Below are 13,003 nucleotides of genomic sequence, written 5' to 3' on the forward strand. Positions count from 1 at the left end.
GCCGTCAGTCCCGGCGTTCGTCCTCGTCCTGCGCATCGCGCGGGCTCTTGTACGGGTCGGCTTCCCCTGCCGGCGAGGCGCCCGCCGCGGCGGCCGCGACCGCGTCGTCCGCGGCGCGTGCCTGCGCGAGCAGCTCCTCCATGTGGCGGGCCGTGTCGGGAACCGTGTCGGCGACGAACGTGAGCGTCGGTGTGAACCGCACACCGGTGCCGGCACCCACCTTCGACCGCAGCACACCCTTCGCCTTCTCCAGCCCCGCAGCCGCCGACTCGAGGTCGGGTGGGGTGTCGAGGTCGGCGCCACGCACCGTGTAGTACACGGTCGCGTCGTGCAGGTCGTTCGTGACCTTCGTGTCGGTGACGGTCACGTACGCGAGCCGCGGATCCTTGATCTCGTGGTCGATCGCCGTCGCGACGATCGTTCCGATGCGCTTCGCGAGTCTGCGCGCGCGGGCCGGATCAGCCATGCCTACCGACTCCTCTCCTGCTTCCTGTTCGGGCCCGGGGCCCGATTCGTCATGGCGCCCCTGGGGGGCACGAAAGAACATGCTGCCCGACGGTGCGGTGTCGTGTGGCGGCCCCGGGTCAGTCCTCGGGACCGAACACACGGCGACGCACCGCGAGCAACTGCAGTTCGGGTCGTTCGGCGACGTGCCGCTCGCACGTGTCGAGCACCTCGTGCACATGGTCCACGCCGGAACTCGCGAGCACGACACCGAGCATCGACCGCCGATAGCGGTCCTGTTCGCCGGTCTCGGCCGCGGACACGCCGAAGCGACGGAGCTCGGCGAGCACCGGCCGTACCAGAGCGCGCTTCTCCTTGAGGGACCGCACGTCACCGAGCAGGATGTCGAGCTCGAGCGCGCCGATGTACACCGCTACCTCCCTGGGGCCGAGATCTGCCGAAGACTACCGGCCACCCGTACCCGGGTACCGGCCGGACCGGCGCGGCGCCCCGAGAACCCTCGGAAAGCACCCCGCCGGTCCGCCGACTGTCGTTCCCGCTCGGTCAGTCGCGCGGCTTCTCGCGCAGCTCGTACGCCTCGATGACGTCCCCGACCTTGATGTCGGAGTACGACAGCGTCAAACCACACTCGTACCCGTCGCGCACCTCGGTGACGTCGTCCTTCTCGCGTCGCAGCGACTGGATCGACGTGGTCTCCGCGATGACGGCGTTGTCGCGCAGCAGGCGGGCCTTCGCATTGCGACGGAGGATGCCCGACGTGACGAGACAGCCCGCGATGTTGCCGACCTTCGACGACTTGAAGATCGCCCGGATCTCGGCGCGCCCCAGCTCGACCTCTTCGTAGACCGGCTTGAGCATGCCCTTGAGGGCCTTCTCCACCTCGTCGATGGCCTGGTAGATCACCGAGTAGTAGCGGATGTCGACGCCCTCGCGGTTCGCCAGCTCGGTCGCCTTGCCTTCGGCACGGACGTTGAAGCCGATGATGACCGCATTCGACGCCGTCGCGAGGTTCACGTTGGTCTCCGTGACACCACCGACACCGCGGTCGATGACCCGCAGCTGCACCTCGTCGTCGATCTCGATACCCAGCAGCGCCTCTTCGAGCGCCTCGACGGTGCCCGAGTTGTCGCCCTTGAGGATCAGGTTCAGCTGGCTGTGCTCCTTGAGAGCCGAATCCAGGTCCTCGAGACTGATGCGCTTGCGGCTCTTCGCCGCCAGCGCGTTGCGCTTGCGGGCGTTGCGCCGATCGGCAATCTGCCGCGCGATGCGATCCTCGTCGACCACGAGCAGGTTGTCGCCTGCACCCGGAACCGACGTGAAGCCCACGACCTGCACGGGTCGCGACGGCAGCGCCTCGGAGACGTCCTCGCCGTACTCGTCGGTCATGCGCCGCACACGGCCGTAGGCGTCGCCCGCGACGATCGAGTCGCCGACGCGCAACGTGCCGCGCTGGATGAGCACGGTCGCGACGGGGCCGCGGCCACGGTCGAGGTGTGCCTCGATCGCGACGCCCTGCGCGTCCATGTCGGGGTTGGCACGCAGATCGAGCGACGCATCCGCCGTGAGCAGCACCGCTTCGAGCAGCTGTTCGATGTTCAGGCCCTGCTTCGCGGAGATGTCGACGAACATCGTCTCGCCGCCGTACTCCTCGGGCACGAGCCCGTACTCGGTGAGCTGACCGCGGATCTTGTCCGGCGTGGCGCCTTCCTTGTCGATCTTGTTGACCGCGACCACGATCGGCACCTCGGCCGCCTGGGCGTGGTTGATCGCCTCGACCGTCTGCGGCATGACGCCGTCGTCCGCCGCGACCACGAGGATCGCGATGTCCGTCGACTTCGCACCACGTGCACGCATCGCGGTGAACGCTTCGTGACCCGGGGTGTCGATGAACGTGATCAGACGGTCTTCGCCGTTGAGATGCGTGGGCACCTGGTACGCACCGATGTGCTGCGTGATGCCGCCTGCCTCGCCCTCGCGGACGTTGGCCTTGCGGATCGTGTCGAGCAGCCGGGTCTTGCCGTGGTCGACGTGACCCATGACGGTGACCACCGGCGGGCGGGCCGCCAGGTCCTCGTCGGTGCCCTCGTCCTCGCCGTAGGTGAGATCGAAGCTCTGGAGCAGCTCGCGGTCCTCGTCCTCGGGGCTGACGACCTGCACGACGTAGTTCATCTCGCTGCCGAGCAGCTCGAGCGTCTCGTCGTTGACCGACTGCGTGGCCGTGACCATTTCACCGAGGTTGAACAACGCCTGCACGAGCGACGCGGGGTTCGCGTCGATCTTCTCGGCGAAGTCCGACAGCGACGCACCACGGGCGAGCCGGATGGTCTCGCCGTTGCCGCGCGGCAGCCGCACGCCGCCGACGGCGGGCGCCTGCATCGAGTCGTATTCCTGACGCTTCTGACGCTTCGACTTGCGACCGCGCCGCGGGGCACCGCCCGGACGACCGAACGCACCCGCGGCACCGCCGCGCTGGCCGGGTCGGCCACCGCCGCCCGGACGGCCACGGAAGCCGCCGGGAGCACCACCGGGAGCGCCGCCGCCGGGGCCGCCGCGGTATCCGCCGCCGCCACCGGGACGACCGCCCGGAGCCGGACGTCCACCGGGGCGACCGCCCGGAGCAGGTCGGCTCGACCGCGGGGGCATCGCGCCGGGGCTGGGCCGAGGCGGCATCGAGTTCGGGTTGGGACGAGGTCCGCCCTGGCCCGGTGCGGGGCGAGGTCCGCCCTGGCCCGGTGCCGGACGCGCACCGCCCGGACCCGGTGCGGGACGCGGGCCCGGACGCGGAGCGCCGGGCCTCGGCGCCGCACCGGGACGCGGCGCCGGACGCTCGGCGGGAGCGCTCGTCGAGTAGGGGTTGTTGCCGACGCGCGGCGGCTTGGGGCCGGGGCGCGGCCCACCGGGCTTGGGACCGGTGGTGGGCGTCTGGCCGCCTGCGCGTGCCGCGGGAGCGGACGGCGCCGCGGGCTTACGGGTTTCCGGGGCGGGCGCCTCGGGTGCGGGCTGCTGCGCGGCCGGCTGTGCCGGAGCCGCGGGCTTCGGGCCGGGACGCGGTGCGCCCGGCTTCGGAGCGGGACGCGACGTCTCGGTCGCGGGCGCGTCGGATGCGGACTTCGCGCCCGGACGAGGCGCACCGGGCTTGGCCGTGGTGCGCGGCGCGTCGCCCTCGGTCTTGCCCTTGGCGTCGCCGCCCTTGTTCGCCGACGGGAACGATTCCCGCAGACGGCGTGCAACCGGGGCCTCGACGGTCGAGGACGCCGATTTCACGAACTCGCCCTGCTCCTTGAGCGTTGCGAGTAGTTCTTTACTGGTGACACCGAGTTCTTTTGCCAACTCGTGTACGCGGGCCTTGCCTGCCACTGCTCTCCTCACTGGTGAGGTCGAGCAGGAGGCGTCCCTGGTCACAGGGTCCCGCACGACCTCGGGTTATCGATGGGCGTTCATCGCTGGTGCTTCACGGTGTGCTCATGAGTTCGTTTGCCTGTTCTCTTCGAAAGGTCCTGCGTCGGAGTGGTGGCCTGTGTGCTCGGCACGGGCGGCGACGTGACGCTCGATCGCACTCGTGTCGACAGGCCCGGACACACGCAGGGCGCGGCCGAATGCCCGGCGACGCTCCGCAAGACTCAGGCACTCCGGTACGGGATGCAACCACGCGCCCCGGCCGGGTGACCGTCGCCTCGGATCCGGGATGAGGTCGACGCCGTTCGGCCCGCTCTCACCCGCCACGACCCTCAACAGATCGCTGGCCAGCCCGCGCTCTCGGCAACCGACACACGTGCGAACCGGACCACCGGTACGCACGGCACCGCCCGAGCGGGCGGGTGCGGAAGCGTCGAGTTCACGCTGAACCATCGTCCACTCTACCGCTGCCTGGCTCCGATCTCCGCATGCACCCCTCATCCGCTGGTCGCGGCGTTTTCGCCCTCCGCACTCACTGTCGGCGCCGCGTCGGAGCGGATGTCGATCCGCCACTGCGTCAGGCGCGCCGCGAGCCGCGCGTTCTGGCCTTCCTTGCCGATCGCGAGCGAGAGCTGGTAGTCGGGCACGACGACGCGTGCGGCGCGCTGGTCGGGATCGACGACCGTGACGGACACGACCTTCGACGGCGACAGCGCGTTCGCGACGAACCTCGCCGGGTCCGGATCGAAGTCGATGATGTCGATCTTCTCGCCCGACAGCTCGCTCATCACATTGCGCACGCGCTGGCCCATCGGGCCGATGCACGCGCCCTTCGCGTTGAGCCCGGACACCGTCGACTCGACCGCGATCTTCGACCGGTGGCCCGCCTCGCGCGCGACCGCGACGATCTCGACCGACCCGTCGGCGATCTCGGGAACCTCGAGCGCGAACAGCTTGCGCACCAGATTCGGGTGTGTGCGCGACAGCGTGATCTGCGGGCCCCGCGCACCACGGCTGACACCGACGACATAACACTTGATGCGGTCGCCGTGTTCGTAGCTCTCCCCCGGCACCTGCTCGGACGGTGGGAGCAGGCCGTCGACGCCGTTGGCATCGCTGCCGATGCGCACGACGACCGTGCCGCGCGCGTTGAGCCGCGCGTCGCGCTGCACCACGCCGCCGACGATCTCGCCCTCGTGCGTCGAGAACTCGCCGTAGGTCCGTTCGTGCTCCGCATCGCGCAGGCGCTGCAGGATGACCTGACGCGCCGTGGTCGCGGCGATGCGTCCGAACCCCTCCGGGGTGTCGTCCCATTCCTCGCCGACGATGTTGCCGTCGACGTCCTCCTCGTGCGCCATCACGCGCACGATGCCCGTCTTCGTGTCGACGTCGATGCGGGCGTGCGCCTGATGGCCCTCGGTGTGCCGGTAGGCCGTGAGCAGTGCGGTCTGGATCGTCGCGATCACGGTGTCGGCGGAGATGCCCTTGTCCGCCTCGATCGCGCGCAGCGCGGCAATGTCGATATTCACTTGTCGAACCTTTCGTCACCGTCTTGTGAGATGTCGTCTGAGTTGTCGTCGGGCGCGGTGCCCGGATCCTCGCCCGCACCGACCCGGCCGTCCTGCACGTCGCCGGACAACGCGAGCTCGCGGGGGTCCGGCTTCGCGAACTCGACGTCGACCTCGGCACGGCGGATGTCGGCGAGCGCGACGGGGCGCACGCTCGGTTCGCGCTTGGCGCGGACCACGATGTCGACGACCGGCCCGTCGGGCCCGTCCACGAGACGCCCGATGCGTCCGACGAGGGTCTCGTCGGCGAGCGTGATCTTCGCCTTGCGCCCGCGCGCGCGCCGCCAGTGCCGCTCGTGGGTGAGGGGGCGGCCGATACCGGGCGAGGTGACCTCGAGGGTGTACGGCGACTCGCCGAAGTCGGAGACCGTGTCGAACAGCTCGGAGATCTCGCGGCTCAGTTCGGCGGCCGCGTCGAGTTCGAGGCCCGCGTCGCTGTCGACCATGATGCGTACGGCACTGTGCCGACCGGCGAGCGTGACCACCACGTCCTCGAGATCGTAGCCACGGCGCTCGACGACGTCGGAGACGAGCTCACTGACCCTTTCCTTGGACGGGACCGGCATCGGCAACGCTCTCCTCGTTCAGTTGTGTCGGTGGATTCTGTTCTCACGGTGTCCGGCGGCGCGCGCCTGTGCGCAGCAGCAACCGACGCGCCGCGGTGCCGCAGCGCGTCGACCATCGTAACGCCTCCGGAGTGGCGCTCGTGCCACCTCCGCGAACGCGGCACCGGACCGGTCCGCGAGTGGCACATGCGTGCCGCTCCGCGGCGGCCCGGCGGCGGCCTGGCACGATGTATCGGTGCTCACTCCCACGGTATCGGTGCTCACCTCGTCCCCGCGCATGTCCCGGCGCACCGCCTTGCGCGCCGCCGCGACCGTCGCGGGCGCCGCAGGCCTCGTTCCTCTCACCGCCGCATGCGGCGACGACGAACCGGCACCGCTGGATCCGCTGATCGAGCAGGAGTCGCGAGCACGCGACGACGCTGCGGCAGCGTCGGCGGCGATCGCGCTCGCTCCCGACCGCACGGCGGCGCTCTCCGCCGTGTCGGCGCAGCGCACCGCGCATGCCGAGGCGTTGCGTCGCGAGATCGACCGAGCCGCGGGCGTCACGCCCGACCCGAACGCGCCCGCGACGACGACACCCGTCGCCCCTGCGGCTCCGCTCGGTGTCGACGAGCTCCGTACGCGGCTGTCGGAGTCGTTGCGGAGCGCGTCGGCGCTCGCGACGTCCGAGAGCGGGTACCGGGCCGGACTGCTCGCGTCGGTCTCCGCGTCGTGCCGCTCGCACGTCGAGGTGCTGCTGCCGTGACCTCCCCGACCCCGTCCGGCTCCTCGCTCCCCGACGCCCCCCTCGACGACACCCAGGCCGCGGGCCTGCTGGCAGCGCTCGAGGCCGAACACGCAGCAGTGTTCGCGTACGGCGTCCTCGGAGCGTTCACGAACCCGTCGCGCGCCGACCAGGTGGCGGTCGACAGCGCAGCGCACCGTGCGCGACGCGACGCGACGATCGATCTGCTCACCTCGCTCGGCGAGACCGTCCCGCCACCCGCGGCCGGCTACCGACTGCCCGCCGAGGTCACCGACCAGGTCCCGGCGGCGCAGATGGCCGAGCTCGTCGAGACGGACACCGCCGTGGCGTGGCGCGCCGCCGTCGAACGCGCCGACGACGCGCAGGTCCGCACGTTCGCGATCGATGCTCTCGGCGAGACCGCGGTGCGGCTCGCGCGGTGGCGCGCCGCCCTCGGTGCAGAACCGGCGACACTGCCGCTGCCCGGCACCCCCGACGAGTGAGCCCGCCCGTCACACTGTGACGCTGCCCTCGATCACGGTCTCGGTCGCACCGCCGATCCAGATCGTGTCGCCGTCCAGCTCGACGGTGACACGGCCACCGCGACCGAGCACGGTGCCCTGCCGAGCGGTGTAGCCGGAATCGACGACACCGGTGCGGGTGAGCCACTGTGCGATGCCCGCGTTGGCGCTGCCGGTCACCGGATCCTCGGTGAGTCCCTCACCCGGCGCGAACGCACGCACCTCGAAGTCCGCGGGACCGCCGTCGCCGAATGCACCGACGACGGTGACCGCGAGCGACCCCATCGCGAAGTAGTCCGGGCGCAGCGCGAGCACATCCTCGGCCGACGCGAGTCGCACGCCGAGCCAGCCCGGGCCGTTGTCGATCCACTGCACACCGAGTACGCGCTCGTTCGCGATCCCCAGCGCGCGGACGGCCTGTGCGCGTTCGTCTTCGCCGACGGGTCCGTACCGCACGAGTTCGGGCGCCGCGAACGCCAGCCCGGCCGGGGCGCGCCGCACCCGTACGAGACCGACCCCGCATTCCTGCACGAGGAAGTCGCCGTCGCGCGGGACACCGCCGGCGGCGAGCCACGCGTGCGCCGAACCCAATGTCGGATGACCCGCGAACGGCAGCTCCCCCGCGGGAGTGAAGATGCGAAGCCGGTAATCGGCGCCCGCCTCGCGCGGCGCACACACGAACGTGGTCTCGGACAGGTTGGTCCAGTTCGCGAACCGCTGCATCCCGTCGTCGGTCAGGCCGTCCGCATCGTGGACGACCGCAACCGGGTTGCCTCGCAGTCCACCGGACGCGAACACGTCCACCTGGCTGAAGGGCCGTGCGTCCTCGTTTCTGCTCACGCGTCGACGCTAACGGCGCACGCGGCGAAACCGCCACGGGTGCGTACGAAGTGGGGCCGGTGATCCCGGACTGGACCGGCAGCGCGTGAGCCGAAGAGCGCCGTCGCGTGCCTCAGCGCGCGGTGGCGCCGAGGATCTCGGCAACCGCATCGGCCGCAGGGATCTCCCGGTTCTCGCCGCTGAAGCGGTCGCGGAGTTCGACATTGCCGTCGGCCCAGCCGCGGCCCACGACGACGACGGCAGGCACACCGAGAAGCTCGGAGTCCTTGAACTTGACCCCCGGCGAGGCCTTGCGGTCGTCGAACAGGACTTCGAGGCCGCTCGCGTCGAGTTCGGCGGCGATCGTCTCGGCGCCCCCGCGTGCGGCGTCGTCCTTGTTCGCGACGACGACGTGCACGTCGAAGGGCGTGACCTCGGACGGCCAGCGCAACCCCTTGTCGTCGTGATGCTGCTCGGCGATGACCGCGACGAGCCGCGACACACCCACCCCGTACGAACCCATCGTCGGCCGCACGGGCTTGCCGTTCTCGCCGAGGACGTCGACCTCGAAGGCGTCGGTGTACTTGCGGCCGAGCTGGAACACGTGCCCGATCTCGATGCCGCGCGCCGCGACGAGCGTGCCCTTGCCGTCGGGCGACGGATCGCCTTCGCGGACCTCGGCCGCCTCGATCGTGCCGTCGGGAGTGAAGTCGCGACCGGCGACGAGACCCACGACGTGCCTGCCGGGTTCGTCGGCTCCGGTGATCCAACTCGTGCCGTCGACGACACGAGGGTCGACGAGATAACGGACGCCGCGCGCGAGCAACGCTTTCGGCCCGATATATCCCTTGACGAGGAACGGATTGGCCGCGAAATCCGCATCGTCGAGCAACGCGTACTCGGCGGGTTCGAGAGCCGCTTCGAGTCGCTTGGTGTCGACGTCGCGATCGCCGGGCACACCGATCGCGAGCAGCTGCCACTCACCGCCCGGCTCGCGCACCTTGCCCATGACGTTCTTGAGCGTGTCGGCCGCGGTCACGGTACGGCCGAGCGCGCTGTTCGCCCAGTCGACGAGCGAGGCGATGGTCGGCGTCTCCGGGGTGTCGTGGACCTTCGCGTCGGGCAGACCGTCGAACGAGATCGGCGCGGGCGCGACCGTCGTGACGGCCTCGACGTTCGCCGCGTAGCCGGATTCGGTGCTGCGCACGTAGGTGTCCTCGCCGACCTCGCTCACCGCGAGGAACTCCTCGGACGCGCTGCCGCCCATCGCGCCCGACGTCGCGGACACGATGACGTACTCGACACCGAGACGCGCGAAGATGCGCTCGTACGCATCCCGGTGCGCGCGATAGGACTGTGCGAGGCCCTCGTCGGTGAGGTCGAACGAGTACGAGTCCTTCATGACGAACTCGCGCCCGCGCAGGATGCCCGCACGGGGGCGCTCCTCGTCGCGGTACTTGGTCTGGATCTGGTAGAGCGTGACCGGGAAGTCCTTGTACGAGTTGTATTCGCCCTTCACGGTGAGCGCGAACATCTCTTCGTGCGTGGGCCCGAGCAGGTAGTCGCCACCCTTGCGGTCGTGCAGGCGGAACAGGCTGTCTCCGTATTCGGTCCAGCGGTTGGTCGTCTCGTACGGCTCGCGCGGCAGCAGCGCCGGCAGCGCGATCTCCTGCGCGCCGATCGCGTTCATCTCCTCGCGCACTACCTGCTCGACGCGGCGCAGCACGCGCAGTCCCAGCGGCAGCCACGAGTACACGCCGGGTGCGACGCGACGGACGTAGCCGGCACGCACGAGCAGTTTGTGGCTCGGCACCTCGGCGTCCGCGGGATCGTCACGCAGCGTGCGCAGGAACAGGTGGGACATGCGGGTAATCACAGTCGTCCAGGATAGTCGGGGCGGGGCCGCCGGGCGCCGCCGGTAGGGTCGGGGCCGTGCTGGTGCTGCTTCCCCCTTCCGAGACCAAATCCGACGGCGGCACCGACGCCCCGCTCGATCTCACCGAGCTGTCGATGCCGCAGCTCACCGAGACCCGCGAGATGCTCGTGGACGCCGTGGTCTCGCTCGCGAGCGAACCCGACACCGCGCGTGAGATTCTGGGCCTCGGACCGAAGCAGGACGACGAGATCGCACGCAATGCGAAGCTGTGGGTCTCCCCCACCCGGCCCGCGCTCGAGCGCTACACGGGTGTGTTGTTCGATGCGCTCGACGCCCGCTCGTTCACGAAGGCGCAGCGCGCGAAGGCGTACGCCCGGCTCGCGATGGGTTCGGCGCTGTTCGGCGCCGTCCGGGCGGGCGACCTGATCCCGGCGTACCGGTTGTCCGGCGGCACGAAGCTCCCGGAGCTCGGCACGCTGCGCTCGGTGTGGGCGGGCGAGCTGACCGCCGCGCTCGTCGCCGAAGCGGACGGGCTGGTCGTCGACCTCCGATCCGGCGTCTACCAGGCGCTCGGCCCGGTGCCCGGCGCGGTGACGGCGACCGTCCTCACCGAGAAGCCGGACGGCACCCGCTCGGTCGTCTCGCACTTCAACAAGCACCACAAGGGACTGCTCGCGCGGGCCCTGACCCTCACGCGTGCCGAGCCGCGCGACGTCCGGGGCGTCGCGCGGGTGGCGTCGAAGGCCGGGCTGCGCGTCGAGGTCGCGGGCGACCACGAGCTCGTCGTGCTCACCTGACAGTGGCAGAGCCCGGGCCCGCGGCCCGTCGCGATCGGCCACTGTCTGCCGTGGAACTCGATTCCGCGATCCACGGCCCGTCGCTGCGTGCTGACGTCGAAACGCACCACCACATGCCGCCGTTGTGCTGTCATCGAAACAGGCGGTGCCGAGCATCCGCCGGTCTGCAGTGGAAGCGTCTGCAGTTCGTGCCGATGCGACAGCAGGTCCGTTCGTCTCGGCGTATCCGCCCTCCTCTCCACAAAGGACGGTGCCGGCAATGGAAAAGCCGTTTGTCGTCAAATCGAGGAACGTCACACTCGTCGTCCTGACCATCGGCTTCATCACGGTGTACATGGTGTGGCGGGTGTTCTTCACGATTCCGACCAGCTTCGGGATCGTGTCGCTCGTGGTGGCTGTGTTGCTGATCCTCGCCGAGCTGTCTGCCCGCTCAGGCGATCTGTTCGACTTCGTGAACATCATGCTGAACAAGGTCGCGCGTCCCCGCCGCATCCTCGACATCCCGACCGGACTGCTCCCCGAAGTGGACATCCTCGTACCGGTCCACAACGAGAGCACGCTGCTGGTATTCAAGACTCTGTGCGCGGCGAAGAAAATCCGCTATCCGGACCAGCGCAAGATCCATATCCACGTGTGCGACGACGTCGTACGACCCGAGATGGAACGACTGGCCGCGTCGCTCGGAGTCGGCTACATCCCGTGCCATTCGAATCGCGGTGCAAAGGCCGGCAACCTCAACAATGCACTGGAGTTCACCTCGGCTCCGCTCGTTTCGACGATCGACGCGGACATGATCCCGAAGAAGAACGCCCTCGAGGACATGGTGCCGTATTTCTACGCGTCGGAACACAAGCAGGATCCACGCCGCTTCGCTCACGACCTCGCCGACAACGGGTTCCAGTTCGACATGGGCTTCGTACAAGGTGTCCAGGCGTTCTACACACCTGACTTGTACCAGTTCACGTTGTACGCAATGGATCACGCGCCGAACGAACAGCAGATCTACTTCGAGATCGTCAACCCTTCGCGTGGTCACCTCAACGCGTCGACCTATTGTGGCAGCAACACCTTGATCTCACGGTTCGCACTCGAGGCCGTCGGGGGGTTCGCCCTCGACAGTGTCACCGAGGATCTGTCGACCGGTCTCGCGATCGAGAAAAAGGGATTCGGTGGCATTGCCGTGCCGGCACGAATCGCGTTCGGCCTCACACCCTTCACACATCGCGATTTTCTCGCGCAGCGAGTCCGGTGGGCACGCGGCTGCTTCCAGAGCTTCAAGGGACAGCGACCGTTCACCACAGGACACGGTTTCTGGTGGAAATCCTGCTACACACAGATCTACAACTACTGGATCTTCACTCTGCGTCGCGTCATCTACATGTTCGTACCGATCTCGGTCGTGCTGTTCGGAATCACCGTGCTCGACGGAATGTGGTACACGTACTTCATCCTGTGGCTCCCTGGGTATTTTCTGTATGCAGTCTCGCTGCGAGTACTCACCTCGAATCGAGCAAATGCCCACCAGGCAAACGTGATCGAGACGACGCTGGCTCTACCGCTCTTCTGGCCGGTCCTGACGGAAATGTTCGGTATACAGCGGCGAAAGTTCGTCGTCACCAAGAAAAATCTCGCGGGCCAGATAGACGGCAGACCCTACTGGAGACTTGCGATCACCTTCGCGGTGCTGTTGGTACTCAACGCGATCTGCTTCGTCATCCTGCTGATGCGCTGCATCTCCGATCAATCACTCGCCTCGCTGGTGGTGATGTTGTGGTTGTTCGTCGAGGGAAAGAACGCTCTGTTCGCGCTGTACTTCTTCCTCGGACGGCCGGGTTTCGCCGACAGCGTGAGATGGCCGGTGCAGGTGCCGGTGGCGATCAGCAGCGGCCACGGCGTCACTCGCGCCAGGAGCGCCTTCGTGACCGAAGACGCAGTCCAACTCGACGGCGACCTGACCTCGTCGTTCCCACCGGGAGCCATGGTGACCGCCACGATCGAATTCCCTGACGGCCCGGTGCGAATCGACGCGTCGACCACCGCAGGTACCGACGGGAACTCCCGTCTCGTGCTGGCCGTCGACACCGACGCGGCCTACGGCGACTACATCACTGCGGTACATGATCACGACGACCTGCCACCCTACCGTCGGCACACGATTCCGATGATCCTCGAGGAGGCCCGCGACGGTCTCGTCCGGCGCCTCGCCCGGGCACGCGCTCATCGCCGGTCGACCAGGGCACACCAGGTCCCGGTCGGTTGACGCGCGCACGA

Annotated in this window: 12 protein-coding genes; 4 read left to right on the top strand and 8 right to left on the bottom strand. The window is 69.1% G+C overall.

What is annotated here, in order from left to right; all coding sequences use genetic code 11:
* Positions 1 to 4 precede the first annotated feature (4 nt).
* The 6 genes from rbfA to rimP form a co-directional block, all read right to left on the bottom strand.
* Positions 5 to 466, bottom strand: coding sequence for a 30S ribosome-binding factor RbfA (gene rbfA / locus HCA44_RS01625; protein WP_169646767.1), 462 nt, complete (start codon positions 464 to 466; stop codon positions 5 to 7).
* Between the two features lie 118 nt (positions 467 to 584).
* On the bottom strand, positions 585 to 875 hold the full coding sequence (locus tag HCA44_RS01630; protein ID WP_169646768.1) for a DUF503 domain-containing protein: 291 nt from the start codon (positions 873 to 875) through the stop codon (positions 585 to 587).
* A 133-nt stretch (positions 876 to 1,008) separates the two neighbouring features.
* Complete coding sequence (gene infB / locus HCA44_RS01635; RefSeq protein WP_169646769.1) at positions 1,009 to 3,822, bottom strand: translation initiation factor IF-2; 2,814 nt, start codon at positions 3,820 to 3,822, stop codon at positions 1,009 to 1,011.
* Between the two features lie 105 nt (positions 3,823 to 3,927).
* Positions 3,928 to 4,314, bottom strand: a complete 387-nt coding sequence (locus HCA44_RS01640; RefSeq protein ID WP_169646770.1) for a YlxR family protein — start codon at positions 4,312 to 4,314, stop codon at positions 3,928 to 3,930.
* A gap of 44 nt (positions 4,315 to 4,358) precedes the next feature.
* Positions 4,359 to 5,390, bottom strand: a complete 1,032-nt coding sequence (gene nusA, locus HCA44_RS01645) for a transcription termination factor NusA (RefSeq protein ID WP_169646771.1) — start codon at positions 5,388 to 5,390, stop codon at positions 4,359 to 4,361.
* Entirely contained in the window at positions 5,387 to 5,995 is a 609-nt protein-coding gene (gene rimP / locus HCA44_RS01650; protein ID WP_169646772.1) for a ribosome maturation factor RimP, read from the bottom strand. Before rimP ends, nusA begins: the two co-directional genes overlap by 4 nt.
* A gap of 235 nt (positions 5,996 to 6,230) precedes the next feature.
* Here rimP and HCA44_RS01655 point away from each other — a divergent pair, with 235 nt between their 5' ends.
* Together HCA44_RS01655 and HCA44_RS01660 are read left to right on the top strand one after the other, a co-directional pair.
* Positions 6,231 to 6,740, top strand: a complete 510-nt coding sequence (locus tag HCA44_RS01655; protein ID WP_346764516.1) for a hypothetical protein — start codon at positions 6,231 to 6,233, stop codon at positions 6,738 to 6,740.
* A complete protein-coding gene (locus HCA44_RS01660) occupies positions 6,737 to 7,222 on the top strand; it encodes a ferritin-like domain-containing protein (protein WP_169646773.1) in 486 nt (161 codons plus the stop codon). The genes HCA44_RS01655 and HCA44_RS01660 overlap by 4 nt, the downstream gene beginning before the upstream one ends.
* A gap of 9 nt (positions 7,223 to 7,231) precedes the next feature.
* Here the strand turns inward: HCA44_RS01660 and HCA44_RS01665 are convergent, their stop codons facing one another.
* Together HCA44_RS01665 and HCA44_RS01670 are read right to left on the bottom strand one after the other, a co-directional pair.
* Positions 7,232 to 8,080, bottom strand: coding sequence for a PhzF family phenazine biosynthesis protein (locus tag HCA44_RS01665; RefSeq protein WP_169646774.1), 849 nt, complete (start codon positions 8,078 to 8,080; stop codon positions 7,232 to 7,234).
* 112 nt (positions 8,081 to 8,192) lie between these two features.
* Positions 8,193 to 9,935, bottom strand: coding sequence for a proline--tRNA ligase (locus tag HCA44_RS01670; protein ID WP_169646775.1), 1,743 nt, complete (start codon positions 9,933 to 9,935; stop codon positions 8,193 to 8,195).
* Positions 9,936 to 9,991: 56 nt separating this feature from the next.
* Between HCA44_RS01670 and yaaA the strand changes: the two genes are divergently transcribed.
* On the top strand, positions 9,992 to 10,732 hold the full coding sequence (gene yaaA, locus HCA44_RS01675; RefSeq protein ID WP_169646776.1) for a peroxide stress protein YaaA: 741 nt from the start codon (positions 9,992 to 9,994) through the stop codon (positions 10,730 to 10,732).
* Between the two features lie 259 nt (positions 10,733 to 10,991).
* Positions 10,992 to 12,992, top strand: a complete 2,001-nt coding sequence (locus HCA44_RS01680; protein ID WP_169646777.1) for a glycosyltransferase family 2 protein — start codon at positions 10,992 to 10,994, stop codon at positions 12,990 to 12,992.
* Positions 12,993 to 13,003: the final 11 nt, after the last annotated feature.

The organism is Rhodococcus sp. HNM0569, assembly GCF_012726205.1.
In the GTDB taxonomy this organism is placed as follows: Bacteria; Actinomycetota; Actinomycetes; order Mycobacteriales; family Mycobacteriaceae; genus Rhodococcus_F.

Coding starts and splice junctions, on each gene's coding strand:
- rbfA (WP_169646767.1), bottom strand. CDS start 466: ATGGCTGATCCGGCCCGCGCGCGCAGACTCGCGAAGCGCATCGGAACG.
- HCA44_RS01640 (WP_169646770.1), bottom strand. CDS start 4,314: ATGGTTCAGCGTGAACTCGACGCTTCCGCACCCGCCCGCTCGGGCGGT.
- rimP (WP_169646772.1), bottom strand. CDS start 5,995: ATGCCGGTCCCGTCCAAGGAAAGGGTCAGTGAGCTCGTCTCCGACGTC.
- HCA44_RS01680 (WP_169646777.1), top strand. CDS start 10,992: ATGGAAAAGCCGTTTGTCGTCAAATCGAGGAACGTCACACTCGTCGTC.